The 26,196-nt window shown below is 63.6% G+C and carries 19 protein-coding genes and 1 pseudogene; 14 read left to right on the top strand and 6 right to left on the bottom strand.

The window, feature by feature from the left end; genetic code table 11:
• The first annotated feature begins 88 nt into the window (after nt 1–88).
• From CDA09_RS23230 to CDA09_RS00745, 10 genes and pseudogenes are all read left to right on the top strand, one after another.
• Nucleotides 89–229 (top strand): hypothetical protein, encoded by a 141-nt coding sequence (locus tag CDA09_RS23230; protein ID WP_164844346.1) that lies wholly within the window; start codon nt 89–91, stop codon nt 227–229.
• A 36-nt stretch (nt 230–265) separates the two neighbouring features.
• Entirely contained in the window at nt 266–1,456 is a 1,191-nt protein-coding gene (locus tag CDA09_RS00785; RefSeq protein WP_121426875.1) for an ATP-binding protein, read from the top strand.
• A 113-nt stretch (nt 1,457–1,569) separates the two neighbouring features.
• Nucleotides 1,570–1,902, top strand: coding sequence for a hypothetical protein (locus CDA09_RS00780; RefSeq protein WP_174718396.1), 333 nt, complete (start codon nt 1,570–1,572; stop codon nt 1,900–1,902).
• A gap of 392 nt (nt 1,903–2,294) precedes the next feature.
• Complete coding sequence (locus CDA09_RS00775) at nt 2,295–3,239, top strand: LysR family transcriptional regulator (RefSeq protein WP_121426874.1); 945 nt, start codon at nt 2,295–2,297, stop codon at nt 3,237–3,239.
• 251 nt (nt 3,240–3,490) lie between these two features.
• A complete protein-coding gene (locus CDA09_RS00770) occupies nt 3,491–4,636 on the top strand; it encodes an ABC transporter substrate-binding protein (RefSeq protein WP_286164329.1) in 1,146 nt (381 codons plus the stop codon).
• Nucleotides 4,637–4,725: 89 nt separating this feature from the next.
• Nucleotides 4,726–5,607: a branched-chain amino acid ABC transporter permease gene (locus tag CDA09_RS00765; protein WP_121426872.1), complete on the top strand. Its 882-nt coding sequence runs from the start codon at nt 4,726–4,728 to the stop codon at nt 5,605–5,607.
• On the top strand, nt 5,604–6,482 hold the full coding sequence (locus tag CDA09_RS00760; RefSeq protein ID WP_286164328.1) for a branched-chain amino acid ABC transporter permease: 879 nt from the start codon (nt 5,604–5,606) through the stop codon (nt 6,480–6,482). Before CDA09_RS00765 ends, CDA09_RS00760 begins: the two co-directional genes overlap by 4 nt.
• Entirely contained in the window at nt 6,479–7,252 is a 774-nt protein-coding gene (locus CDA09_RS00755) for an ABC transporter ATP-binding protein (RefSeq protein WP_174718395.1), read from the top strand. Before CDA09_RS00760 ends, CDA09_RS00755 begins: the two co-directional genes overlap by 4 nt.
• Nucleotides 7,249–7,962, top strand: a complete 714-nt coding sequence (locus CDA09_RS00750) for an ABC transporter ATP-binding protein (protein WP_121426871.1) — start codon at nt 7,249–7,251, stop codon at nt 7,960–7,962. Before CDA09_RS00755 ends, CDA09_RS00750 begins: the two co-directional genes overlap by 4 nt.
• A gap of 228 nt (nt 7,963–8,190) precedes the next feature.
• Nucleotides 8,191–11,323: pseudogene (locus CDA09_RS00745) on the top strand (DUF3427 domain-containing protein).
• 97 nt (nt 11,324–11,420) lie between these two features.
• Here CDA09_RS00745 and CDA09_RS23085 read toward each other — a convergent pair.
• From CDA09_RS23085 to CDA09_RS00730, 4 genes are all read right to left on the bottom strand, one after another.
• Nucleotides 11,421–12,176, bottom strand: coding sequence for a PP2C family serine/threonine-protein phosphatase (locus tag CDA09_RS23085; RefSeq protein ID WP_128106517.1), 756 nt, complete (start codon nt 12,174–12,176; stop codon nt 11,421–11,423).
• Complete coding sequence (locus CDA09_RS00740; RefSeq protein ID WP_121426870.1) at nt 12,173–12,880, bottom strand: nucleotidyl transferase AbiEii/AbiGii toxin family protein; 708 nt, start codon at nt 12,878–12,880, stop codon at nt 12,173–12,175. Before CDA09_RS00740 ends, CDA09_RS23085 begins: the two co-directional genes overlap by 4 nt.
• A 2-nt stretch (nt 12,881–12,882) precedes the next feature.
• The gene (locus CDA09_RS00735) at nt 12,883–13,536 is read right to left on the bottom strand and encodes a hypothetical protein (RefSeq protein ID WP_121426869.1); all 654 of its coding nucleotides are present in this window, start codon (nt 13,534–13,536) and stop codon (nt 12,883–12,885) included.
• 206 nt (nt 13,537–13,742) lie between these two features.
• The gene (locus CDA09_RS00730) at nt 13,743–18,902 is read right to left on the bottom strand and encodes a RecQ family ATP-dependent DNA helicase (RefSeq protein WP_121430667.1); all 5,160 of its coding nucleotides are present in this window, start codon (nt 18,900–18,902) and stop codon (nt 13,743–13,745) included.
• 293 nt (nt 18,903–19,195) lie between these two features.
• Between CDA09_RS00730 and CDA09_RS00725 the strand changes: the two genes are divergently transcribed.
• Entirely contained in the window at nt 19,196–20,296 is a 1,101-nt protein-coding gene (locus tag CDA09_RS00725) for an NADH:flavin oxidoreductase/NADH oxidase (RefSeq protein WP_121426868.1), read from the top strand.
• A gap of 199 nt (nt 20,297–20,495) precedes the next feature.
• Here the strand turns inward: CDA09_RS00725 and CDA09_RS00720 are convergent, their stop codons facing one another.
• Both CDA09_RS00720 and CDA09_RS00715 read right to left on the bottom strand, forming a co-directional pair.
• Nucleotides 20,496–21,860 carry a Fic family protein gene (locus CDA09_RS00720; protein WP_121426867.1) on the bottom strand — a complete coding sequence of 455 codons (1,365 nt, stop codon included), beginning with the start codon at nt 21,858–21,860 and terminating at the stop codon, nt 20,496–20,498.
• A 592-nt stretch (nt 21,861–22,452) separates the two neighbouring features.
• Complete coding sequence (locus CDA09_RS00715; RefSeq protein WP_164844345.1) at nt 22,453–23,220, bottom strand: MEDS domain-containing protein; 768 nt, start codon at nt 23,218–23,220, stop codon at nt 22,453–22,455.
• Nucleotides 23,221–23,406: 186 nt separating this feature from the next.
• On the opposite strand from CDA09_RS00715, the gene nrtS reads away from it, so the two are divergent.
• Genes nrtS through CDA09_RS00700 form a run of 3 tightly spaced genes read left to right on the top strand, consistent with a single transcriptional unit; the run spans nt 23,407 to nt 26,174 of the window.
• Nucleotides 23,407–23,628, top strand: a complete 222-nt coding sequence (nrtS, locus tag CDA09_RS00710) for a nitrate/nitrite transporter NrtS (protein ID WP_121426865.1) — start codon at nt 23,407–23,409, stop codon at nt 23,626–23,628.
• Nucleotides 23,629–23,674: 46 nt separating this feature from the next.
• On the top strand, nt 23,675–24,880 hold the full coding sequence (locus CDA09_RS00705) for an OmpP1/FadL family transporter (protein ID WP_121426864.1): 1,206 nt from the start codon (nt 23,675–23,677) through the stop codon (nt 24,878–24,880).
• A gap of 49 nt (nt 24,881–24,929) precedes the next feature.
• Nucleotides 24,930–26,174, top strand: a complete 1,245-nt coding sequence (locus CDA09_RS00700) for an alpha/beta fold hydrolase (RefSeq protein ID WP_164844344.1) — start codon at nt 24,930–24,932, stop codon at nt 26,172–26,174.
• Nucleotides 26,175–26,196 lie beyond the last annotated feature (22 nt).

Raw genomic sequence — 26,196 nt, 5'->3', positions numbered from 1 at the left:
AGCGGGAAACCCGGCCGCGCGACAATCGCGCCGGGGTATGCTCCGGCAATACTCCTGATGCGTCGGCTTTCAGCAGAATCCAGCGCCCATGACCATCCTTCCCGACGGGCTCCATGACTTGCTCCTCGACGAGCGCATCCGCGAGCTCGCCCTGCAACTGCGCGACGCCGGTCAGGCCGAAGACGCCTCGCCCCTGTCAGGTGATTATTGCTTTTTATTCACGTTTTGATAATTTATCCAAAACTGCATAATCCACGATAAAATCATGATCTCCTTCTCCAGAGCCGAGCTAGCCGGTGAACTGGTCACCGCCCTGCAGGGCAAGGCCAGCTTCAGCGATGCGCATAACGGCCTATTCCTCGCCGCGCCGCGTCGTACAGGCAAGACGACCTTTCTGCGCGGCGACCTGAGTCCCGCCCTTGAAGCGGCCGGCGTGGCAGTTGTGTACGTTGACCTGTGGGCCGATGCCGCGCGCGACCCTGGCGTCCTGATCGCGGAAGCGATCGGCCGCGCACTACAACCGCATCTGGGCGTCGTCGCCAGGACGGCGAAGAGTGCGGGGCTCGAAAAGGTGAATCTCGGCGGCTGGCTGCACGTCGATGCCACCCGTATCGGCAAGGTCGACGGGTTGACGCTGGTCGACGCGCTACGGGCGCTCAACGAAACCGCTGGCAAACCCGTGACGCTGATCATCGACGAAGCGCAGCACGCGCTGACCAGCGCCGCGGGCGAAAACGCAATGTCGGCGTTGAAGTCCGCACGCGACCAGATGAACCGACCGGGAAACGTGCAGTTGATGCTTGTGATGTCCGGTTCGGATCGCGACAAACTGCTGCGCCTGGTGAATTCCAACGGCGCACCGTTCTACGGCTCCCAGATTCAGCGCATGCCCCCACTGGATGAGCGCTTCATCGATTTCATCGCGCATCTGATCGAAGCACAGCGCCCGGATCTTGGACGCGTTGATCGCGGCACCCTTTACAAGGCATTCGAGGGATTTGGCTATCGTCCTCAGTTCTTCATGGAAGCGCTGGGCCAGGCACTCAGCCCACTTGCGGGGATTACCGAGCGCTTCGAATTGGCCATGCTCGAGGCTGCCTTGCAGCGCCAGTGCGATGACGAATCCCAGATGGAATCCGACTACCTGGGCCTCAAGCCGCTGGAGCAGGCCGTCCTGTGGCGCATGCTCGAAGTGGGAACACGTTTCCGCCCCTACGACGCCGAGGCGCTGGCCTTCTACCGCGCACAGACCGCGGAAAAGGTGACGGCACAACGCGCCCAGAATGCACTGGAATCCTTGCGGCAACGAATGCCCGCGCTGGTGTGGAAATCAGCGCGCGGAGAATACGCGGTCGAAGATGCAGCGATGCACCGCTGGTTCGAAGACCGCAAGGCCGCCGGGCGCTGGCCGCCGAAGAGTCCGCAAAGCGCATTCGATCTCAGTGCTGAGGGCTGAAGGGTCGAATCGCGTTACTCGAACGCAGGGCAGGGGTTGGCTCCGCGCCTGAGGGCTCTCGGCTATCGGTTCTGCGAGTCGCCAATCCACAGGGCAAAGAGGAACAATAGGACTTGCTCACGTCCATTCACTTGATTGCGAGGAATCGTCTTACTCAGTACATGGGCGAAGCCTCGGCATATGCGGCTGTTCTTCAAGCAATTCGTTCTGACGTCGCCACATTATTGAAAACAAACCCCGACTTATTTACCTTTGAGAAGGCGGACGAAGGTTTTGTTAGCATTCGCGATTTCCAGACAACTGGGGTCGTTGCTTTCGCAAAAGGCCAGCCATTCTCCTATGTTCGAGCCGGGAAGCAATCCGTCAATGGACACCGTGTGACGGTAAAGCAAGACTACCTGGACAACTGCGTAGTTGCCTTGGAGGAATTGGCCAAGCGGTTGTAACCGAAGCGCTGACATGGAACAGACCCGCAAACGGTTCTCATGGTAAAACGCCTTCCGCCGGATGCATTGCTTGCGATTCGTGCAGTCTGGTCGCACCGGCACCTCCGACACAGAACGACGGCCGGCATAAATGACACGGGCCAACGCCGCACAATGCGGGTTGGCCCGGAAGGATCATCGCACGCCGGTGGGCGGAGCGTCCGGCGCTCGGCATTCCGGTGGGAAGGCCGGGCCGAGGCATCCTGGCGAGGTGTCGCCGGGGCCCGTCGCTTGTGACGGCGGGGGGATGCATCGGCTACGGATGGATTCATTAGACCCGCATCGGTACGATCTGAAAAATACAGAATCGCGATTGTTCGATCTCTTTTTCAGATACCGCTACAATCCTCGGCATGGAATTGCGCCAGTTGCGTTACGTCATCGCGATCGCCCGCTCCGGCAGCCTGTCGAAAGCCGCCGAGCAGGTGTTCGTCGCGCAGTCGGCACTGAGCCACCAGCTTGCACAGCTCGAAGAGGAGCTGGGGACGCCGCTGTTCCACCGCTCGCGGCGCGGCGTGGAGCCGACCGAGGCGGGGCGCATCTTTCTCGCCCATGCGGCGGCGATCCTGCGGCAGGTGGAGGATGCGCGCGTCGCGGTGCAGACGGCGCGCGGCGAGCCGACGGGCAAGGTGGTGTTCGGCATTCCGCACAGCGTCTCGGCCGCGCTCGCGCTGCCGCTGTTGCAGGCGGTGCGCGAACAGCTGCCGAAAGTCGAGCTGGAGCTGACCGAGGAGCTCACCGGCAACCTGGTGCTGCAGCTGCGCAGCGGCCAGCTTCACCTCGCGGTGCTCTTCGACGACGGCCAGATCGGCGAATTCACGCAACAGCCCTTGCTCGACGAGCGCCTGATGCTGATTTCCCCCGCGCAGGCGCCGGACCGCCCGCACCGGAAATCGGTCACCCTCGCCGCTGCGCTGGCGCTGCCGCTGATCCTGCCCGCACCGCCGCACGGCGTGCGCCCCATCATCGAGCAGGCCGCGCGCGAGCACGGCTTGCCGCCTCCCAACGTGGTGGCCGACATCAGTTCGATCAGCATCCTGCGCACCAGCCTGCTGGCCGGTCTCGGCCACACGCTGCTGCCCCCGATGCCGCTGCGCCACGAGCTGGACGCCGGCCTGCTCACGGACACCGCGCTGACACGCCCGACGCTGAGCCGGCGTGTCGTGCTGTGCGCGTCGCGTCACCTGCCCTTGTCGGCGGCAGCGGAGGCGGTGGCCTCGCTCACCGGCCCCTTGTGCCGGGAACTCGCGCGCTCGGAACGATGGCAGGGCGCGACGCCCGTCGCTGAGCCGGATTAGGGCGGCAACCAATCCAGCGGCGGCAGCCGCGTCGCGCAGAGCCCGGCTTCGCCCCGCCCGACAACACACGAATTGTCCATTTCTTGCATTAAATCCACGTCTTGCGAGTTCTGGCGCGGCACCGCGGACGCATCCGGGCGCTGGATGGACCTATCAACGTGTTTGCCTTGTAGGGAAGGGTACGGTTCAATGAGCGATGGGCAGCAAGTTCCCTTAATCCAAACAAATTCACTGGAGGACTTATGCAGTTGATGTCGAAGACCCTCGTCGTTTGTGGCGCCCTCGCCTGTGCCGGCCTCGTCCAGGCTGCCGACATCAAGATCGGCGTCGCCGAAGCGCTGACCGGCGGGGCGGCCCAGTATGGCGTCCCCATCCGCAACGGCTTTCAGCTGGCCGCGGACGAAATCAACGCCAAGGGCGGCATCAATGGCAACAAGATCCAGCTCGTCATCGAGGACGAACAGGGCAAGAAGGAAGAAGGCATCAACGTCTTCAAGAAACTGATCTTCCAGGACAAGGTGCTGATGATCTTCGGCCCCACCCTGTCCAACTCGATGTTCGCCGCCGGCCCCGTCGCCAACGCCGCCAAGGTCGTCGTCTTCGGCACCTCGAATACCGCCAACGGCATCACCGACATCGGCCCCTACGTCTTCCGCAACTCGGTGATGGAATCGGACGTGCTGCCGGTCACCGTCGCTGCCGCGACCAAGCAATACAAGCTGCAGAAGGTCGCCGTGATCTACGGCAACGACGACGCCTTCACCAAGAGCGGCTACGACGTCTTCAAGAAAGTGCTGGAAGAACGTAAGCTGCCGGTCACCACCACCGAGACCTACGTCAAGGGTGACGTGGATTTCAAGGCCCAGCTCACCAAGATCAAGGCCTCGGCACCGGACGCGGTGGTCTGTTCCTGCCTCGCCGAGGAAGCCGCCAACATCATCCTGCAGGCGCGCAGCCTGGGCATCAAGGTGCCCTTCATCGGCGGCAACGGCTTCAACTCGCCGAAGCTGTTCGAGATCTCCAAGCTGGCCGGTGACGGCACCTTCGTCGGCAGCCCGTGGGCCAATACCAACCCGGCGCCGGTCAACAAGGCCTTCGTCGCCGAGTACCAGAAGAAATACAACGCCGAGCCCAACCAGTTCGCCGCCCAGGCCTACGACGCGCTGTACGTCGCTGCGGCGGCGCTGAAGGACGTCAAGCTCTCCGGCGACCTGAATGCCGATCGCGAGGCGGTGAAGAACGCCCTGCCCAAGGTGGCGATCAACGGCGTCACCGGCCCCTTCAAGTTCCGTCCGGCAAAGACCAAGGACGGCAAGCCCGGCGGCTGGGATGCCGACCAGAAGCCGTTCATCTACGTGGTCCAGGGCGGCAAGTTCGCGCTGCACGACGCCAAGTAAGCCAGCATCCGCCAGACATGCGGGGCCGATGAGAATCTGCCCCGCATTGTTTTTGGCGCGGCGTGTCGTTCCACCCACGGGATCTTCCGATGCTTGAACAACAACTTCTCAACGCCCTGACGCTTGGCAGCGTCTATGCGCTGTTCGCCCTAGGCTTCACGCTGGTGTTCGGCGTGCTGGCGGTGATCAATCTGTCGCACGGGGCGGTGTTCATGGTGGGCAGCTATGCCGCCCTGGCCCTCGTCACCCGCCTCGAGGCGCCGCTGTGGGCGGCCATGCTCGGCGCGATGCTGGTGAGCGGCACCCTGGGCCTGCTGGTCGACGTGCTGATCCTCAGACCGCTGCGCGCGCGCAACGCGCCGCACCTGATCCCGATGATCGCCACGATCGGCGTCGGCATCATGCTCACGAGTACCGCGCAGGGTCTGTTCGGCGCGGAACTCCTGCGCTTCCCCGACGGCACCCTGCCCGCCGGCGAGTTCGTCGTTGGCGACGTGCATGTCCGCGCGCTGGAAATCGCCATCGTCGCGATCGCCTTCGCGCTCATGGCGGTGCTGTTCGCCGTGCTCAAGCGCACACAACTCGGCCGCGCCCTGCGTGCCATCGCCGAGTCGCCGAAGGCGGCCTGGCTGCTCGGCATCAACGTCGAGCGCCTGTTCCACGTCACCTCGTTCGCGGCGGCCGCGCTCGGTGGCATCGCCGGCGTGCTGATCGGCCTCAACTTCAACGCCATCACACCGCAGATGGGCCAGCCCATCCTGCACAAGGGCATCGCGGCGATCATCCTCGGCGGCATGGGCGACATCCGCGGGGCGCTATTCGGCGGCCTCTTCCTCGGCTTCGCCGAAGTCATCAGCAAGGCGTACCTCTCGAGCCAGATGGGCGACGCCGTTGCCTTCGGCCTGCTCTTCCTGATCCTGCTGGTGCGCCCGTCGGGGCTCTTCGGGCGCAAGCTGGAGCGCAAAGCATGATGGAATGGCTCCCCGGCAATTTCAGCGATTTCTGGTCCACCTACAGCACGCTCGTGTTCCTGGTGGGCGTCCACGCCCTGCTCGCGCTGTCGATCTGGCTCACCCTGTCCTGTGGCCTGCTGTCGCTCGCCAATGCCGCCTTCATGGGCATCGGCGCTTACGTGTCGGCCCTGCTGACGCTGCATCTCGAATGGCCCTTCGGCACCGTGCTGCTCGCCGGCGGCATTGCACCGGCCGTCGTGGCCCTGATCATCGGCGCACCGGTGCTGCGCCTGTCGGGCGTGTACCTCGCGATGGCGACGCTGGCGTTCGGCGAGGTGGTGCGCATCACGGTGCTCAACCTCGACATCACCGGCGGCCCCGAAGGCCTCAACGGCATTCCGCTCGCCACCGAGGGCTGGCACATCGCCTTGCTGCTCGCCCTGACCGTCTACGGCCTCGCCCGCCTGCGCCGCTCCAAGGTCGGCCGCGCCTTCGAGGCGATCAAGGAAGACGAGGTGGCGGCGCGCCTGATGGGGGTCGACGTCGATCGCTACAAGCTGCTCGCCTTCGTGCTCGGCGGCTTCATCGCCGGCATCGCGGGCGCGCTCAACGCCCACCTCACCTTCTTCATCAGCCCGCGCGAATACGGCTTCGAGAACGCCGTCGACATCCTGACCATGGCCGTACTGGGCGGCACCTCCGGCCTGCTCGGCCCGATGCTCGGCGCCTCCATCCTCACGCTGCTGCCGGAACTGCTGCGCTCGCTGCACGATTTCCGCTCGCTGGTGAACGGCGCCATCCTGGTGCTGGTCGTCCTCTTCCTGCCCAAGGGCATCTGGGAGCCGCGCCGCATCCGCAACTGGCTGAATCGCAACAAGGGGAAGCGGGCATGAGCGCCAATCTGCTGTCCATCCGCAACGTCGGCAAGCATTTCGGCGGCCTGCACGTGCTGCACGACGTCAGCTTCGAAGTGCCCCCGGGCTGCATCTACGGCCTCATCGGCCCGAACGGCGCCGGCAAGACGACGGTCTTCAACCTGGTCACGGGCCTCCTCGCGCCGAGCAGCGGCAGCATCGACTTCCGCGGCAAAAGCCTGCTCGGCCTGGCCCCGCACCGCATCACGCAGCGCGGCGTGGCGCGCACCTTCCAGAACATCCGCATCTTCAAGGAAATGGACCTGCTGGAAAACGTCATGGTCGGCCGGCACGAGCACCTGAAGTACGGAGGCGCCGGGCTCTTCTTCAACACGCGGGCCTACCGTGCGGCGGAACGCCGCGCACGCGAGCGCGCGCTCGAACTGCTGACCTGGGTCGGACTCGCGCACAAGGCCGACATGCTGGCCGACAACCTGTCCTACGGCGACCAGCGCAAGCTGGAGTTCGCCCGGGCGCTCGCCACCGAGCCCAAGCTGCTGCTGCTCGACGAGCCGGTCGCCGGCATGAACCCCGCGGAGAAGACCGTCCTGATGGAAGAAATCCGCAACATCCGCCAGCGCGGCTACGGGGTCTTCATGATCGAGCACGACATGCGCTTCGTGATGGGCGTGTGCGACCGCATCGCCGTGCTCAACTTCGGCCGGATCATCGCCGAAGGCACGCCGGACGAGGTGCGCAACAACCCGGAAGTGATCGAAGCCTACCTCGGCAAGGAGGACGCGGCATGAGCGAGATCCTGCGCGTGCACGACCTCGCCGTGAGGTATGGCCACATCGAGGCCGTGAAGGGCCTGGACTTCGACCTCAATGAAGGCGAAATCACCGCCCTGGTGGGCGCCAACGGCGCCGGCAAGAGCACGACCCTGCTGGCGCTGTCCGGGTTGCTGAAACCCTCGCGCGGCAAGATCGAGTTCCAGGGCGAGGACATCACCCGCCTCGCACCGCACCAGATCGTCCAGCGCGGCGTGGTACAGGTGGCCGAAGGCCGCGCGATCCTCACGACCCTGACGGTCGCCGAGAACCTGCAGCTGGGCACCTACACCCGCCCGGACAAGGCCGGGGTCGGCGACTCCCTGGACGAGGTCTATCAGCTGTTTCCCCGCCTCAAGGACCGCGCCGGACAGTTCGCCGGCAACCTTTCCGGCGGCGAGCAGCAGATGCTGGCGATCGGCCGTGCGCTGATGGCAAAACCGAAGCTGCTCCTGCTGGACGAACCCTCGATGGGGCTGGCGCCGCTGATGGTGCAGGAAATCTTCCGGACCGTGACGGAGATCAATCGCGCCGGCCTGACCATCCTGCTGGTCGAGCAAAACGTCCGCCAGGCCCTGAAAATCGCGCGCCGTGGTTACGTGATCGAAACCGGCAGGATCGTCCTGTCCGATTCAGGCGAGAACCTGCTGGCCAATCCCAAGGTCGAGGAGGCTTACCTCGGGGGGTAGGCACGCGGCGGTGTAGCGGGAAGCGAAGAAGCCACCGATTGGTGGCTCCTTCATTGAAATTGGCACGCCCGGGACGACGAGACTGGGCACTGGATAGAGATCATTTCGATTACGTAACAGGAACGCATTCATCAGTTGCAGTAGAAGTCTCGCCCGCACAGGCAGCGCACGGCCTATGCTGCGGCGATACCATTAAAGCATCTGACCGAAAGACGGCATCCTGCACTCATGACCAGCCTCCCCAACGGCCTCTACGATCTCCTGCTCGACGGGCGTATCCGGGAACTCGCGCTGCAGCTGCGCGATGCGGGGCAAGCCGACGTTGAGCGTCTCACCGGCGATGCCCGCCGCCGCCGGCTGGTCGAAGTGCTTGCCCGACTGCTGCCCGATCTGCTCGAAGAGGCGACCGACGCCGAAGACGACATCGCACGCGAGCAACGCGAACTGGCGCTCATCAACCGCCTGCTCACCCACCTGCGACACGGCGATGCGCCCGCAGCGGAGTGGACTGCGCCCGTACTGGCTGCGCTCGATTTATCGCACCAACGCCCGCCCACCACAGCCTCCCACGGGCCTGCTCGCACCGTGGCTGTTCACCGCCGGACGCGCCGACCCCTCGCTGTTCGCCGAACTTCGGGCCGAGCTCGGTTCTGCCGACCACGTGGACATCGTCGTCAGCTTCATCACGTGGAGCGGGTTGCGCAAGCTCCTCGACGTGCTGGAATCCGTCACCGCGATCGGCGCGGACGGCCAGCCGCGCACGCGGCTACGCGTCATCACGACCACCTATACCGGCGCGACCGAAGCCCGCGCCGTCGAGACGCTCGCGGCCCTGCCGGGCGTGGAACTCCGTATCTCCCTCGACGGCCGCCGCAGCCGCCTGCACGCGAAGGCCTGGCTGTTTCACCGCGCGACCGGCTTCGGCACCGCCTTCGTCGGCAGCGCCAATCTGTCGGCGGCCGCGCTGCTCGGTGGCGTCGAATGGACGGTCAAGTTCACCCAGGCCGGACAAGCCGACCTCTTCGCCGCTGCCGAGGCGCATTTCGAAACGCTGTGGAACGACCCGGAATTTCAGCGCTTCGACCCTCACGACGACACGCATCGCCTCGAACTGCGCCGCGCACTGCATCAGGCCAAGGGCACGAACACGGAGCCCATTGCCACCCCCACGTGGTTCGACCTGCAGCCGAAGACCTATCAGCAGGCGATGCTCGACCGCCTCGCCGCCGAACGCCGCCACGGCCGCACGCGCAACCTTGTCGTCGCGGCGACCGGCACCGGCAAGACCGTCGTCGCAGCGTTCGACTACAAGCGCCTGTGCGAGCAGCAGGGCGGCAAGCCGCGTCTCTTGTTCGTCGCGCATCGCGTCGAGCTCTTGCGGCAGGCCATCGAAACCTACCCCCAGGTGCTGCGCTCCCCCGCCTTCGGCGAGCTCCTTGCGGACGGCAGCCAACCTGACAGCAGCGAACACCTCTTCGCGACGATCATGTCGGTCGCCGCTCGCGATCTGCTTGCAAGCCACGGCGTCGACTACTGGAACACCGTCGTCATCGACGAATGCCACCACCTGCCGGCGAGCCAGTTCGACGCCTTCGCCAGCACGATCCGCCCGCGCTTCCTGCTCGGCCTCACCGCGACGCCCGAGCGCGCGGACGGACGCTCGGTGCTGCAGTACTTCGACGCGCGCCCCGACGGCAGTCCGGCGGTCGAACTGCGCCTCTGGGACGCGCTCGACCAGCAACTCCTCGCACCCTTCGAGTACTACGCGAGTACCGACAGCACGGATCTCAGCCGCATCCGCTGGAATCAGCCCGGCGAACTCGCCCAGCTCGCCAACGTCATCAGCGGCAACGACGCCCGTGCCCGTCTGGTGATCCACGCCATCGAGCAATACGTCGCCGACCACAGCGCCATGCGCGCGATCGCGTTTTGCGTCGACATCGCCCACGCGAATTTCATGGCTGACTGGCTCACCAAGGCGGGCCTCCCGGCGCTCGCGATCACCAGCCAGACGCCGCGCGACGTCCGCGATCGCGCCCCGCAAGACCTCGCCGCCGGCACGCTGAAAGTGCTTTGCACCGTCGATCTCTACAACGAGGGTGTCGACATCCCGGAAGCCAACACGCTGCTGCTCCTGCGCCCGACCCAAAGCCCGGTCGTGTTCCAGCAACAACTCGGGCGCGGCCTACGCCTCGCCGACGGCAAGGAGAGCTGCCTCGTTCTCGATTTCGTCGGGCGGCTACAAGACGATTTCCGCTTCGACCTGCTGTATCGCTCGATTACCGGCCTCAACCGCCAGCAGCTCATCGGAGCCGTCGAACAGGGCTTCACGACGCTGCCACCCGGCTGCCACATCCAGTTCGACCGCGTCGCGCGCGATGCCGTCCTGCGCGGCCTGCGCCAGATCAGCAACCAGAACTGGCGTCGCCTCACCGCCGAACTGCGCTATTACGCCACCACCCGCCGCGGCGCGCCCCTGACGCTCGCCGACTTCGTGCACGACCAGTGCCTGGACCTCGAAGACCTCTACGACGGCAAACCCGGCTGGACCGCGCTGCGCCGCGCCGCCGATCTCGAACACTCCGCGCCCGATCCTGACGAAACCTACCTCGGCAAACACTTCGCGGCGCTCCTGCATATCGACGATCCCGAGCACCTTCGGGTCCTGCGCCGCGTCGCAGAAAACCCCGGCGACCTCGCCGGCCAACTCACGCCCACCGAGCGGGGTCGCCTGCAAATGCTCGCCTACCAGCTTTTCAGCGACCGCAGCGCCCTGATGGACGTCCCCGCCTTCCTCGCCCGCATGGCCGACAATCCCGTCATGTGCCGCGAACTCGGAGAACTCGCCACCTGCCTCGACGAGCGCGCCGATCTCGACCCGGAGCCTCTCCCCGGCGCCCCCGCCGACTGGCCGCTCACCCTGCATGCCGCCTACCAGATCCGCGAAATTCTCACCGCCGTCGGCTGGCTCACTGCGGAACGTCGCACTCCGTTCCGCGCGGGCGTCCTCGCGCTACCCGAGCACAAGACCGAACTCCTGTTCGTCACCCTCGACAAGCGCGACGGCTTCAACGAACGCATCGCCTACCACGACTACGCGATCAGCCCGGAGCTGTTCCACTGGCAATCACAAAACTCCGCGGGGCCGGACACGCCGGCTGGGCGCCGCTACTGCGAATCGCCGAGCAATGGGTGGAATTTCCAACTTTTCGTCCGGGAGGCGCGCGGGCAGGCGTATCGCGCATTGGGGCCGGTGACGCTGGAATGCTGGGAGGGGGATCGGCCGCTGTCGATCACGTGGCGACTGGAGCGGACGTTGCCGGTAGCGTTGTTCAGACGGTATAGCGTCTTGCGGACTTGAGTTGGTCCGCGGTGGTGCCGTCCGGTTCTCGGAGGAGCTGATTGTTACCACCATCTCCCTTTCATCGCACTCCTTTCGACGGTCCAAGGAGGCATAGCTACGATCGAACAAGCAGAGCGCACTGATCAGCGGAGAAATTCAAGTTGTCGCTGATCGTACCTGCGAATGAGCCTTCTAGAATCAGGTTTGGTGTATCGCTGTTTTCGTAACGCTTGAGCATCGAACCAAGCAGCAAGTAACTACTGTCATCCTCTGGTGGCGTCCGAGGACACTTACAGTCTGACCAGAAACCATCCGTCGCCAGCACCCACGCACTGCCCTCCGGTGCCATCAATTCAAGAATTTCCGGGTCCTCATGACGCCTTGCGTTTAATGTCCGGGTAACAATATTTGGATTGGGTATATCCAGTACCAAGCCATTACGCTGACAGATGTCCCCAAGCCTGTGCGTCTCCGTTAACCATATGATTTCTCCGCTCTGTGACTCGAAGCCAATTCTGCAGTCGCCGCATGTAAAAGCCAAACCGGTATTTGGAAGCGCGTGAGGCAATAGCAGTGCAGCAAAGCATGCCCGTTCCTGAAAGAGCCCCTCAGAACGTAGCTTCCCCTGCGCGTTGCGCATCGCCGTTATTACCTGCTCTCGTGACGCCCGATCCGCTGGCAGCCCATTCAAGAGAGCGTTGATCCATAACTCATTAAAGCGAACGCCATTTTTTCCCTTTGAGGACGCGTCGATAATTGCCGCGAAGGTGTATGCCTTCCCGCCGAAAAGACCGCATGCATCGCGATTTTCGCCCCGCTCAGCTCCACGCCGACTAGTCCACTGCCACTCGATTCGAGTTTCGATGTTCATCCCAAGTCACCGAAGCCAATCACAAGCTTGATACGATCGACGAGCAACTCTTCGCGGCCACTATCGCTGTTCGCGGCCGCCTGTACGGCGTAATCGAAATCACGTGTTCGCAGCAATGCTGAGAACTGTTCACTTATGTAAACCCGCATCGCTTTTGGAGCCGCCAGTATTTCGGCCGGAAGCTCCGGTCGCCCATCAAGCAAATTCAAAATATCCTCGATGTCCCGACTTTCAAGTGGATCGTCATTTCCGCGATTGCGATAGGCCTCTAGTTTTGTCGCAACAAAATACTCCGGCCGCACCAACCGAATTGTCAGCTTTTCACTGAGGCGGTATTCCTCTGCCTTCTGGAGAGCATCCCTATACCAGATATTCGAAAAACTGAGAATAGAGGCATCATCCGGCATGAAATCTACACGAAGACCATTCAGGTACATGGCGCAGATAGGGCCGTCTTCCTGCATGTCCTCTTTGAAGCCCTTAGACCGAAGCTTATCGAGTAACTCGTGCCAACCCCGCGTGCTGATTACGTGAACGATTAAATCGACATCGTCTGTGTGCCGTACCAGCTCCCGCGTGTAAGGATCGGTGAGGAGGAGTCCGGTTGTACAGCCGCCAACAAAGGCGACTTCCTTGCACAAGTCCGGCCCCATAGCCTCCGCGACACACGCAATCATCGCGACATGATCATCGTAAATTGACATTACTAATCCCGAAGGACATCCTCTAATTTCTTGATTGCCAGATTTCGCTCTCGCGGCAAACCGAGGCGAATTGAGTCCACCAGAGCCAGTAATATATATAGGTTTCGGTCCTTTCGTACTGCCATCGTTACAGTCTTGAAGAGGGGCTCTACCGCCAAACCTGATGTGTTACCTCTAGGATCAGGCCAAACGGGAATTTGTTGTCCGGCAGACCTGAGCTCGCCACCAAACACAGGTGCCATTAGGCCGGTGGCGATCCCTCTTGTCATTTCTTGCATCTTGGCGGGAAACACATAGCGAATCCCATAAATGATGAAATCGCGTAAAGCCCTTGTGTTTACTGTCGGAACGGCATCATCACGTGAAATCTTCGCGAGCCCAGACTGGTAACATCGATTAAGTGCGTTGCTAATTTCCGACTTGCTAATCCCTGTGAGCACGGACAGGGACCGGACACTGTAGCGGTCAGAATCAGGTCCCTTTCCATACGATGGAAAACCGAGATCAAACTGCTCGTGCGATTCATCCTCGTCGCTCCAGTCTCGCCAAGCTTCAAGTGGCATAAGCTTGCTACCGAAGGGGTCGTCTCGCTCTTGTTGCTCCTGCTTCGAGAGTGAAACCAGCTTCAGTAACAAATAGACATCTTGACTTTTCACAATCTGCCCTCAGCACCCGTCCACAGTCCATGGACAATGGACACATACTCTTTCGACCTCTCCCTTCTGTCAAGCGCAATCGCGCTCATGGGATGCTGAATCTGTTGGCGGTTTGACGTCCTTCCATACCCCTGGCTTGCGCCTTCCTTTGCAGACCTGATCCAGAGGCGAAGATCACATCTCGACCATGAGCTGTCCCACGCGGGTTATCTCCCCACGTACTCGATTTCAGGCAGAACGAGATCCCAGGACTGGCGCCGCAATTTTTCCTGCTCGTCCTCCCTCGCATGGCGCACAAGCACCGCCGCCACCCGCACGGCAGTGATCTCGCCGTGCGGCGGCTGAAACTTCGACGACATCCGTCCAACTACGACGCCCGACGCGTCGGCAATCTCCCAGCCTGCAGCACCGTCGCTCCGGGGCTGCAAAGCAAGCGGATCGCGGACATCGAGCGCCGCCAGCGCCCGATGAATGAGTGCCGCGGGCGCGAAGCGCCCCGGCCACGAAAGGACGATCTTCTCCGGATCCGCACACCAGATCCGATGCGCGACGCCCGGCTCCGGCGGCGGCACATTCGGCCGTGAGCGCATCACCAGGTTCTCCAAATCGCCCACAAACGGATGCTGCCCGCCGACCACCTCACACACCGTCAGCGACTTCCGCGCCCGCGTCATCGCGACATAGAAGAGCCGCCGCTCGTCATCCCCGCGTCCCTGCCAACCGCCGCCGTCGAGGATCAGCACGTGGTCAAACTCCAGGCCCTTCGCGCGGTGGGCGGTCATCAGCACCAGCGGGGCGTTGGGGCGGGCGTCGGCGGTGGGTTTGCCGATCGCGCCGAAGTCGTAGAGGGATTCGATGAGGTCGTCGACGACGAGTTCGCGGCCGGGGGCAGTCGACTCGACGTCATTGATGAACTGCGCGAGCGCGGCACGCTGGGGGTGCTCGATGAGGCCGTCCGGCGGGGCGTGGAAGCGGCGGCGGAACCAGCGAGACAGGACGCCGGAGCGGATCAGCACGCGCCGCCGTTGGAGGCTGCGGCGCTGGCCGCGCAGCAAGGTCGCGAGGGCGTCGCCTTCGCGCGTCTGGTGCAGGCTGACGCTAGCGCCGTCCCGCAGCAGCCGCACGGGGATCCCGCGCAGGCGGCATAGCGCGGCCATCGGTTCGAGGTCTTCCCAGCGGCGGGCGATGACGGCGAAGCGGCCCCATTGGCCTGCCTCGCCGTCCTGCGCGATCAGGTCATGCGCACGCTGCAGTTCGTCGAGTGCGACCTGCACTTCCTGATGCGGGTTGCGCGGCACTTCGAGGACGTGCACGCGGCCTTCTGTGAGCGGATCGAGCGCGCCGTACTCGCCGCCGTCGGGCTGTTCGCGCCGCGCGTGGTTCACGCGGATCGCCTGCCCGGCCTTCATGCGGTCGCGGGCGCGTTCGACGACACGGTTGGCGCAATGGATGATGTGCTTTGTCGAGCGGTAGTTCTCGATCAGCGCGTAGCGGCGCGCGGCGTAGTCGGCCTCGAACTGGCGGATATAGCGCACGCTCGCGCCGTCGAAGGCGTAGATGTTCTGGTCGTCGTCGCCGACCACCATCAGCGAGACGCGGTCTTCCTCGGTCTGCAGCGTGCGTCCGGCGACCGCGCTGATGAGCTCGTAGTGGTCGCCGTTGATGTCCTGGTATTCGTCGACAAGCAGGAAGCGCAGCCCCGACAGCAGGCGGTCACGGACGATGGAGGGGCCGACGCCATCCCCCTCGCCCGAGCCCTGCTCGGCGGCTCGGAGCCGCTGGGTGGCCTTACGGATCACTTCACCGAAGTCCACCGCCTCTCCGCGTTCGATAGCCACCGCGTAGCTGGTGCCAGTGATCCGCATCGCGAGCCCGTGGAGCGTCTGCACCGCCACTCCGGCGGCATCCGTGCCGACCAGCGCCCAAAGGCGGCGCCGGATCTCGTTGGCGGCGGAGCGGTTGTAGGCGAGCACCATGATCGCTTCCGGCAGCACCATGCATTCGCGCAGTAGCCACGCGACTCGATGCACGATGACCTTCGTCTTACCGGCGCCTGGGCCAGCGAGCACCAGGTGGTTGCCTTCGAGGGGCGCGGCGACGATGGCCTGCTGCTCGGGGTTGGCGAGATCAGTGAGGATGCGCCGATGCGCGGCCTCCGTGGTCGCCATCTCCAGCACGTCCTTGCGCCCGGCGAAGTAGCGCCGCACGAATTCGGCGCGGTCGAGGCTGAAGTAATCGACGATGAAGGCCATCGCCGCCTGGACCTTGCGGACTGCGAGCTTGGCGTATTCGGCCATCACGTGCACCTGGACGATCTTGTCCTTGTAGTGCAGCGCGAGCTCGGCGTAGTCGGACTTCTTGAACTGGCGGCGACGCGCCTCGGCATTGAGTTCGATGCTCATCGCAGAGCGGAACACGGCCTTGCCGCGCGCTAGATGCAGCACCTCGTTGGCGTCGAGGTAGAGCAAGGCCGCAGACAGTGCGACGTCCCACTTTTCGACGCCGAGATCGGCGAGGGTCGTATCGGCCTGCAACGCGGTTTCGAGTTCGCCCTGCTTGCACGTGACGAGCAGTGTGTTGCCCTGCCGGCGGCGCTGGAATTCCTGCAGCAGCGCGCGGGCGAGGCGCATGCGGCGTTCGCGGATGGTCTCGATGTCCTTCCACGGGCGCAGGAGCTTCAGGTAGCGGCTGTCCGCGGTCTGCGGACGAAGGGCGAAGAAACCACGTTGTGCGACGCCGTCACCGAAGGGCTCGGCGAAGGATTTTAGGAGGCGCGTGAGCTTGTCCGGGTCGAAGTCCACCTGCGCATCGCGTCGCAACGTGTCGCACAACCGGCGCACATTCAGGACCTGCCAGCCTTCCTGGTCGGCGTCCGGCGCCTCTTCGCGCAGGTTCTTGAGCAGAGCGTCTTCGATGCGCGCGAGCTCATCGAGGCGCTGCGCCGTGTCGGGATCGCGGTAGAAGGTGACGCCGATCTCGGTGTCGTTCGACAGCAGCTTCCAGCGGTCGAGTTCGCGCAGCATGTGCTGCAGGGTGCGCGAGTCCTTGCCGGTGGCGAGCATCAGCTCGTCAGTCGACAGGCCTTCGTCATCATCAGCCTGAATCAGGATCGACAAGATGCGCACATAAGGTTCGATGTCGGCCTCCGACCCGAGCTTTTTGCGCAGGGTCGCGCGCGCCTCTTCCTCGTTCGCGACGAGGAGACTGCCAGGGAAGACCCGGGTGTGATTCTCGTGGCGTTCAAGCAGGCGCGCTTCCTCAAGCCAGGCGACGGCGATGCGCACCTTGGTGTCGGCGTCGCTCGCGTCCGGGTCGATGCGGTGCGCATCGGGGATTTCGAGCAGGATCTCGCCGCTCGTCACGACGACCTGGCCTTCGCTGCGGTCCTTGCGTTCAATCGCCCGCAGCGCCTTCAGGATCGCGCCGATGTCGTGCTGAGTGAGGCGGGAGTTCTTCAGCAGGCGGAACTGCACGTCGAGGTCCGCATCGTCATACAGCAGGACGCAGCGCGCCGGTGCCTGATCGCGCCCGGCGCGGCCAGCCTCCTGCAAATAATTCTCCAGCGAACCCGGCGTGTCGAGGTGAATCACGAGCCGCACGTCAGGCTTGTCGACACCCATGCCGAACGCGTTGGTCGCGGCGATCACGCGCAGCGTGCCGGCAAGAAAGGCTTCCTGCACCGCGCGCTTGTCGGTGGGCAACATGCCGCCGTGGAAGAAACCGCAGTCGAGGCCTGCGTCTCTCAGGAACTGCGCGAGGTCCTCGACCCCCTTCTGCCGCGCGCAGAACACGATCGCGCCCCCCTCCTCGCGCAGCGTTTCCTGCAGCAGGCGCAGCACCGCGGCGTATTTGGCTTGCACCGAAACCGGGTACACCTCGTAGCTGAGGTTGTCACGACCCACCCCGCCTTCGAGCCGGTCGAGCACCACGCCGAGGCGCTTCTCGAAGTGGGCGCAGATGTCGTCGACGACGTCGGGCTTGGCCGTCGCGGTGAAGCAGAACACCGGCGAAGGTTTGTCCTTCTGGCGCGCCTTGATGAAGCGCGACACGTACAGATAGTCGGGGCGGAAGTCGTGGCCCCACTTCGAGAGGCAGTGCGCCTCGTCGAACACCCACGCGCCAATCTCGCGATGCATCAGCGCGTTGGCGAAAGCCGTGCTGCGGAACTGCTCGGGCGCGACGAAGATCAGCCCGAGGTCGCCCAGGCGCAGCTTGTCGAGCATCACCCGCCGTTCCATCGGGTTGAGCAGACTGTTGAGGTAGCCCGCGCAGGTGATGCCGCGCGCCTCCAAATTGTCGACCTGGTCCTTCATCAGCGACTGCAGCGGCGAGATCACCACCGTGAGGCTGCCATTACGGTAGTAGCGCGCCAGCGCCGGCAGCTGGAAGCACAGCGACTTGCCGCCACCGGTCGGCAGGATCGCGAGCGTCGGTCGGCCGGCGAAGCCGTTCTCGACGATCGTCTGTTGCAGCGAGCGGCCATCGGCCGTGGTCGGCGTGCTGCGGAAGCGCGTAATGCTGGGGAAGTAGCGTGGCAGCAGCGTTTCGAGGTCGTGCTGCTCGCGGCACCATGCGCAAGCCGGATCCGGGCAGGGCACGTCACGCAGGGCGGCGATCGCTTCGCGCGCCTGGGGGAAACTCAGGCTCACCCAAGGCGGAAGCACCGAATTGCCGCCCGCCACACGCAGCCACGCCAGCGCATACGCCAGGGATTTGTGCCAGGCGGGATCGGGCAGGCAGTGCTCGATGACCCAGCGCTCTCCGGTGATGCAGACCTTGCCCGCGGTCGCGCGCTGCCACGCGGCGGCGGCTTCTTCGAGCGAAGGCTTCAGGGCACGACGCAGGGTCGCGAAGAAGTTCGCCACACCCTTGCCGTTCTCTGGCGCCAGCAGGAAGTGCAGGCACAGCGCCTCGTCCGGATGGTCGGCAACGCGCTGCTGCAAGGCTTCGTTCTGGTCGACGAAGAGCTCGTAGGCGAGCTCCGCGTCGCGCACCGGGTCATTGCGGGTCGTCGCGCATAGCTTGTAGTCCTTCACCAGCCGGTGATACGGGTTCTGCGGGAAGGCGACGGGCGAAAGTTCGAGCGTGTCGATCAGCGGCAAACGGTGCAGCGCGAGTTCGGGATGCAGCGCCGCCAGCGCAGGCTGGTCGAAGGCGATGACATTGTGACCAAGCACAAAGGCGGCACCTTCGGTCAGCGCATCCAGCCGGGAAACGAGCTTGGAATCCTTGCCGGAAAGCCTCAGCCGCGCATCGAGATCCGGGCGAAACACGCCCAGCTCGCGCAGGGCCATGCGGTCCTGGCGAGCGGTTTCGATGTCGAGACACAGGCACCGCGCGCGCGGCGCGGCGGGCGGAGCGGCCATGAGCAAATGGTTTGGCGGAAATCGATCGGAACAATTTTATCCGGATGTAAGCATATCGACGTCGGCATATGACATGACCGGTCGAGGCCCGGGCAGAAGGCAACGCGGTGGGGCACAGGACGAGCAGCGAACCGGGCCCCTGGTCAAGGTCGATCGGGCATGGATTCACGTCCGTCCGGAGCGGGAGCGGAATCATGCACATCACCGATTAATGATTTAGGATCCCGTCCAGCCCGCATTCGACACGGCACGCGTCGACGTGCATACGGTCCGCCCTTTCCGGAGATCACACCTTGTCCGCCCTGTTCAGCAGCTTCAAACTGAAAGACGTCACCCTGCGCAATCGCATCGCCATTCCTCCCATGTGCCAATACAGCGCCGTCGACGGCGTCGGCAACGACTGGCACTGGGGCCATTACAGCAGCCTCGGACGCGGCGGCACCGGCCTCGTGATCGTCGAGGCGACCGCGGTGGCGCCGGAAGGCCGCATCACCCCGGCGTGCCTCGGTCTCTGGAACGACGAACAGGCGCAAAGCCTCGCCCGCATCGCGGCCGCGATCAAGGCCGGCGGCGCCGTTCCCGGCATCCAGATCGGCCACGCGGGCCGCAAGGCGAGCGCGAACCGCCCGTGGGAAGGTGACGACCACATCCCCGATGGCGACGTCCGCACATGGACGCCACTGGCCCCCTCGGCCCTCGCATTCGGCGCCCACCTGCCGAAGGTGCCGCGCGCGATGAGCGTTGACGATATCGCCCGCGTCCAACGCGATTTCGTCGCTGCGGCACGCCGCGCGCGGGATGCCGGCTTCGAATGGCTCGAACTGCACTTTGCCCACGGTTACCTGGCGCAAAGCTTCTTCTCCGTCCACGCCAACCAGCGGACCGATCGATACGGCGGCGACTTCACCGGACGCAGCCGTTTCCTGCTCGAAACGCTGGACGCGGTCCGCAAGGTGTGGCCGGAACGCCTGCCCCTCACGGCCCGCTTCGGCGTCATCGAATACGACGGCCGCGACGAGGAGACGCTGGCGGAGTCGATCGAACTCACTCGCGCCTTCCGCCGCGGCGGCCTTGACCTGCTCAACGTCAGCGTCGGCTTCTCCACGCCGGATGCGCAGGTCCCGTGGGGCCCGGCCTTCCTCGCGCCGATTGCCGAACGCGTCCGCCGCGAGGCCGAACTGCCCGTCGCCGCGTCCTGGGGCATCGACGCGCCGGCCACGGCCAACCGGGTCGTTGCCGGCCAGCAGATGGATCTCGTGATGATCGGCCGCGCGCATCTCGCCAATCCGCACTGGAGCTACCAGGCGGCCCTGCAACTGAAGGAAGAGAAACCGTCCTGGGTGCTGCCCGCCCCGTACGCGCACTGGCTGGCGAACTACCGCCCGAGCAACTGACTGATCGACACACAGTGAGTAAGAGCCGGATTCGTCCGGCCCGGAGATATGAAAAAGCCCTGATTTCATAAGAAAATCAGGGCTTTTCTGTATTTGGCGCGCCCGAGACGACGAGCATGGGCACTGAATGGAAGTGGCGGAGTTGTCCGCCCGCTTGCCGTTGCCAACCAAGCCATAGGGTCGGCTCATACCCTGACACTCAGATCGGCTTGCCGCGTTCAATCCACGCCTGCACTTCCCGAATAGTCAATCGGTATCGCGCACAGTTGTGCACCGTCAGCATTTTGAGCTCCGCTCTCAGCGTCTCGCCGAAATGCTCCACTTCCTCGAAAGCCACGCCCACTTCCACCACCGCCTGCCCGAAAGGCTTGCCATTTCTCACAACCAGTTGCACCGCTTCGGTTAGGTGTTCGCGGTGACGGACCCTGAAAGGATCGGGCGATCCCATCGCCTCCAGGATGACCTTGTATTTTCGGATCGATCGCCGGTACGTCCACGCGAAGAGTTCGACTGCCAGCGTGACATCGAGGAGTTCGTAGACGCCCATCATGGCTTTCGCGTAGTCATGCGGATCGACATCGAGAAAGGCAAGCGGAGCACAGTTATAGAGCATCAACGGAATGTTCGCGGCGAGCCTGCTCGTGCGCTTGTTGCCGTCCTCGAAGGGCTGCAGGTAGGCGAGGTTCACCCACAGGAAGAACGCGGCCTCTACAGGATTTTTGACGAGCTGGGCCTTGCCCACGATCTGCGAGAGCATTTCCTCCAGTAGCTGCGGCACCTGCGTTGGGACGTACGTGGTGCCCGAAATATTGACCACCTTGCTTCGGATAGCCCCCAGTCCGGCGGCGTCGGCCAGCAAGTCCTGCATCAGCAGCGCGTGCAGGTTGCGGATGACGATGTCGGTGAGACCATAGGTGGGCACCGCGTCGACCAGGAATTCGATGGCGCGCTTGTGATTGAGCAACATGACGCCTTCCCAATCCGTCGGCGGATCGCCGCTCTTGAACAGCACTTCCGTCGCCAGCAGACTGTACGTGTTGCCCTCCAGTCGCGACGACGACCAGGACAGATCGATCAAGAGTTGCTCAAGGACCTTCCTCGCGTACGTCCCGGCGGGTTGCTGCCCCTGCATCCGGCCTTCCTGTGACAGGACTTCCGCCAGTTCAGGGGGCAGCAAAGCGGACTCATTGGGAACGTACTCGTCCAGAAACCGGCGCTGATAGGTCACGGGCGCCCGGGCGCCCAGCGGACGGTTGAGAACATCCAGCAGCGATCGCGCTTGGTCGGACCAAGCTGGCGAAACGGTCGCCGTCACAAGGTCCGTGACTCGCAGTGCTTCCCTTACGTCGACTTCGGCCGGCGGCAGGAAATAACGGGTGGCCCGTGCCTTTCCGGTCCGGACGAGAGCTTGCGCCTGGACGAGTTTGCCGAGAAGCCGCCCGACAGTAGCGTAGCTACCGCCAACGCGCGCATGGATTTGGGATGACGAAACGCCAAGGAGACCTTCGGCCGCAAGCGCCTTGACGGCCTTCAGAATGGCGTCCGGCTGCAGTTTCTGTGACATTGAGGAGATCCCGTTTGATCTCCTCAGAAGTGATGAGATCATGGAAATCTACTCAACTTTCACCGGAAAGGAAAGGAAATTGAGCAGATCTTCTACTCCACAACGATCCGCTACCGGATTTTTCACCAGACCGGGCCATGCGGCGGGTGAGAGCAGCTTTGTGTGTCCCGTGCCCAGAGCCGTCGCGCCGGTCAAAATGAAAAATGCGCTGATTTCCCAATGAAATCAGCGCATTTTGAATTCTGGCGCGCCCGAGACGACGAGCATGGGCACTGGATCGAAGTGGCGGAGTTGCCCATCGCCATATCATTGCCAACCAGGCGATAACTGCCCGTCCATACCTGGTACTCAAATCGGCTTCCCACATCCGGGCCTCGAAGAGGTCGACGCGCCCTATGAGTGCTCCGAAATCGATCTTCTCGCCAAGGAAGGCCGCCGCGAACAGTTTCTTAAGATGAAGGCAAGGTGCCGGCCCTGGAGAATGGCGAGTTCATCCTCCGGGCATGCTGTCACAAGACGGGAAAGCGCTCCTCAAGCAGTACCCGCGAGCGCTCCATGTTGTCCCCGGCGCGCTTGTTCGGGTGGCGTTCTGCTATGTAAGAAAACGGCTCATCGGATAGGCGAAAGTATCCTCATGGCATTTTAGCGCATTGAGGACGGCCAGGCCGCTGAACCGTCGGGCGTCGTACTGGCAAAGGCTCACGAGGGGAAATTGCCGGGCCAGAAACTGATTGTACCGAAGTTCGAAATCGATCAGCTCGTCCAAGCACAGCTTCTTGTCGAGGACCCACGCCATATCGCCCACCACACGCAACGAGCGGTTTCCCGAGCGTGTGCCAGCCACAAATGCGTTGGCAAAGTAGTCGTACATGGCGGTGGCCGAATCAGCGCCTTCCACCAAATGCAGGTTGCCGCGCGTCATCTCGGCGCGCACGCCCGGGCGGGACTTCTCCAGAGTGTCGAGCAGATGATGCTGGGCGGCCCCCGTCGCCACGAGGAAGCACAGCTCACCCCGGTCCAGCCCCTCGGCGAGCAGCGGAACCGCGAGCTTGACCCGTCCCGGATCGCCCTCGTAGACGCAGCAAAGATGGCTACCATGATTGATCACGATGCCTTCCAGCAGCACATGTCCAGCGCATCCCGTTCGAACTTGCGATTCGGGGACGGGTGAGACGGCAGCCTGGAGTTGAAGGAACGCTTCCAGGTCGGTCCGCCGAAAGCGCCGCTCGCCCTTGGCGCCGACCCGCAGACAGGCAAGCCGTCCGCTGCCAGTCCAGCGCCGCAGCGACACTTCGCTAACGTTGAGGAATTGGGCCGCCTGCTTGATGTTGAGAAGCTCGCTGTCTTGTACTTTGCTCATCACGCATGATCTTTGTGCCACAGCGATACATATATTCCATCCAGCGCGCAGGCGCAAGCACGCCAGCTGTGGCCGCCGCCCGAGGCATACACTTTTTTCTTGACACGTGATCATTGATGATCTTTGCTGATCATACAAGCCGATCATGACGAGGTCGATGGAGGGTTACATGCGGGTAGTTCGTCGATGAGAGCGGGTATCCGAGGTGCCTGGCGCCACCCGCAGGTGATCAGGCGGGCCGCAAGGGTGGCGGCGGTCGTCGGCACGGCACTTAATTTGATCAACCACTACGGCGTCCTGCTGGCGCCCGGGGTCACTCCCGAGGTGATGCTGCAGATGGCACTGACATATCTAGTGCCGTATCTCGTTTCGACGCACGGACAGATCGCGAGCGGCGCCGAACTCTAAGCGAGGATCGCCCAATCACGGGCGGGTCGAGTAGGAGGAAGGAAGAATGAACCAGCTTCGCCTTGTGTTGGCCACGCCACTCGCCTTAGTGCTGGTTTCCGGGGAGGCGGCATTCGCCGGCAATTTCGGTTCGGACCTGAACCTGACGCTGACTCCGGCGACGGGGGGCATGGCAGGGGCTGGCTATGTCCGACCGCAGGATCCGGTTGCGTCCGTCTTCGGCAATCCTGCCACTCTGACCCAGGGCGAGAACAGCACCCGCTTCACCTTCGGTGCCGCGTTGCTCGACGTCTCGGCCCACGCGGGCCACGACGGAACGATCACTGGAACGCCCTTCGATGCGAACTCCGACGCCAGGAACTACCTGCTGCCGACCATCGCCGTTCACCATCGCCTGTCCGATCAGCTGGTGCTGGGTGGCGGCTTGCAGGTGGTGTCCGGCCTCGGCTCGGATTTCCGCGCCGCAACCGCGCTGGCACCCCAAGTTGAACTGGTGGTGTTCGGCGCCAATGCCGCCGCGGCCTACCAGGTGACGCCGAATCTAAGCGTCGGCACCTCGGTCACGGTGGCCTTCGGCCTGCTTGAGGTCGGGCTGCTGCGCAACACCGCACTCACCCACAGTTTCGGGGTCCGCGGCTCGGTCGGCGCTACCTACAATCTCGGCCCCGTCATTTTGGGCGCGAGCTACACGAGTCCCCTGGTCCTCAATTTCGACCGCGTCACGGAAACGGCGCCAGGCGTGTTCACCGACCTGCGCGTGGAGCAGCCTCAGGACGTGGTGATCGGCATCGCCACCACGCCGGCGCTGCATCCCGATTGGGTGATCGAGGCAGATCTGATCTGGAAAAACTGGGCGTCGGCCGAAACCTACAAGGACCTGTGGCGCAACCAGACCATCGTGGCCCTCGGCACGCAACACACATCGGGGGCCTGGAAGACTCGGCTGGGCTTCAGCTATTCGACCGACTTGCAGAAGAAGGACGTCGGCAGCTCCATCGGCAATCTGAGCTCACTCGCCGTGGGTGGGGCCACGGTACCGATCTCACCGCCGCTGGTCCAGTTCGTCCAGGCCACGCTTACCCAGCCCTACTGGCGCCAGCAGGTGAGCGCCGGTGTCGGCTATGCGCTGTCCAGAACTGTCCAGCTCGATGCGCAGATCGGGTATGCCTTCGACGGCAAGCGAACCATCGGCACGACCCGGGTGGATGTCAAGGAACTACAAGCCGGCATCGGCTTCACCTGGAATTTCTAAGACCTCGCCGCAAAGCGGCAACAGCCCACCAATGAGGGAAGGAGACATCATGGAAAGCAAGGGTTTTTACGCAGCATTAAGCCACGCTCCCGTGCGGGAAGCAGGGTGCGACGTCGATCTGTCGATATATCGACCGCTCGGCCGGGCGATTTACGGCAGGTACCCGTACAAGGCCCCGGCGGAAGGGCTGGTGCAAGTGGGCGGTCCTCACAGCACCGACACCATCTGGACGGACGAATTCGAGATCGCTTACACAAAGATGGGCGACAAGGGCCCGCTCGTGCTTTTCCTGCACGGCGTGCCAACTAATCGGGCCCAATGGGAGGACATCCAGCGCCACGTCTCGCGCTTCTGCGAGACCATCTCCATCGACATGCTTGGCATGGGAGAAAGCACTATGCCGCGGCTGTACGGCAGGAAGACCGATCCCGACCGGAACGACCTGTGGTACTGGAGGAACGACACGGACTACGTTGAAAAGCTGATGCAGCACGAGTACCCGGGGCGCAAGTTCATCTTCGTCGCGGACGACTGGGGGAGCGGCATCGCCTCCCATTACGCGGCCAAGTACAACCATCGCCTGGACGCCTTGGTGCAGCTCGACCCCATCGCCTTCGACGGCTACCCGGTCAACGAAATCCAGGCGATCGGACGGGCATCCCTGATCCCCGACACCCCGGAAGGCAATGCCATGTTCGCCGCCGCCTTCGGTGCGTTCGACCAAACGCTGGTGCAAATCTACAAAACTATGGTCTACAACCCGGCCGTGTATAACCAGTACAACCTGCGCCGCATCACCTTCCCCTATGTGGACGTCGATTACGAGCGCAACGACCGGGGCGATGGGGTGGGTGACGTGGCAAAGTCCGTCACCCTACGCCTCAAGCTGCACAACATCCGCGTGCTCGCGGATCGCGCCTCCATCCTCAGCCCCGCGCTGCTTCTGCCCTACGACGCAGGGGAAAATCCCGAGGGAGTGCGGTACGACAACATCACGGTGCCTGCGCTGATCATGTGGGGAGAATACGACAACATGATGCCGGCCGCGCAGACTCAGCGCTTCGCCAACGTGCTGGGCTCCGACGACGTGCAGATTACCTATGTGCCCCGTGCCGGCCATTTTGCCGGCACCGACCAGCCCAAGTTCGTCGCGGATACCATTGTCAACTTCGTCCGGCGGGTGAAGGGGCGCAGAGCGCTGGCCGACGTCAACCTCGGCAATGAAGGCATCTGGAAGGGTGACGAGCGACTGATGATCGACGCGTTACGGGCGCTCCATGGGATCGTCCCATAGCGCGACAGCCGCAATCGAGCGG

It is taken from the genome of Azoarcus sp. DN11 (assembly GCF_003628555.1).
Classification (GTDB): Bacteria; Pseudomonadota; Gammaproteobacteria; order Burkholderiales; family Rhodocyclaceae; genus Aromatoleum.
Note: the sequence above shows the minus strand (reverse complement) of the source record. Positions and strands in the feature narration are given on the sequence as shown.

Excerpts from the sequence above, each read along its gene's own strand:
- CDA09_RS23230 (WP_164844346.1), top strand. The coding sequence starts at position 89 with ATGACCATCCTTCCCGACGGGCTCCATGACTTGCTCCTCGACGAGCGC.
- CDA09_RS00785 (WP_121426875.1), top strand. The coding sequence starts at position 266 with ATGATCTCCTTCTCCAGAGCCGAGCTAGCCGGTGAACTGGTCACCGCC.
- CDA09_RS00775 (WP_121426874.1), top strand. The coding sequence starts at position 2,295 with ATGGAATTGCGCCAGTTGCGTTACGTCATCGCGATCGCCCGCTCCGGC.
- CDA09_RS00770 (WP_286164329.1), top strand. The coding sequence starts at position 3,491 with ATGTCGAAGACCCTCGTCGTTTGTGGCGCCCTCGCCTGTGCCGGCCTC.
- CDA09_RS00765 (WP_121426872.1), top strand. The coding sequence starts at position 4,726 with ATGCTTGAACAACAACTTCTCAACGCCCTGACGCTTGGCAGCGTCTAT.
- CDA09_RS00760 (WP_286164328.1), top strand. The coding sequence starts at position 5,604 with ATGATGGAATGGCTCCCCGGCAATTTCAGCGATTTCTGGTCCACCTAC.
- CDA09_RS00755 (WP_174718395.1), top strand. The coding sequence starts at position 6,479 with ATGAGCGCCAATCTGCTGTCCATCCGCAACGTCGGCAAGCATTTCGGC.
- CDA09_RS00750 (WP_121426871.1), top strand. The coding sequence starts at position 7,249 with ATGAGCGAGATCCTGCGCGTGCACGACCTCGCCGTGAGGTATGGCCAC.
- CDA09_RS23085 (WP_128106517.1), bottom strand. The coding sequence starts at position 12,176 with ATGAACATCGAAACTCGAATCGAGTGGCAGTGGACTAGTCGGCGTGGA.
- CDA09_RS00740 (WP_121426870.1), bottom strand. The coding sequence starts at position 12,880 with ATGTCAATTTACGATGATCATGTCGCGATGATTGCGTGTGTCGCGGAG.
- CDA09_RS00730 (WP_121430667.1), bottom strand. The coding sequence starts at position 18,902 with ATGGCCGCTCCGCCCGCCGCGCCGCGCGCGCGGTGCCTGTGTCTCGAC.
- CDA09_RS00720 (WP_121426867.1), bottom strand. The coding sequence starts at position 21,860 with ATGTCACAGAAACTGCAGCCGGACGCCATTCTGAAGGCCGTCAAGGCG.
- CDA09_RS00715 (WP_164844345.1), bottom strand. The coding sequence starts at position 23,220 with ATGAGCAAAGTACAAGACAGCGAGCTTCTCAACATCAAGCAGGCGGCC.
- nrtS (WP_121426865.1), top strand. The coding sequence starts at position 23,407 with ATGAGAGCGGGTATCCGAGGTGCCTGGCGCCACCCGCAGGTGATCAGG.
- CDA09_RS00705 (WP_121426864.1), top strand. The coding sequence starts at position 23,675 with ATGAACCAGCTTCGCCTTGTGTTGGCCACGCCACTCGCCTTAGTGCTG.
- CDA09_RS00700 (WP_164844344.1), top strand. The coding sequence starts at position 24,930 with ATGGAAAGCAAGGGTTTTTACGCAGCATTAAGCCACGCTCCCGTGCGG.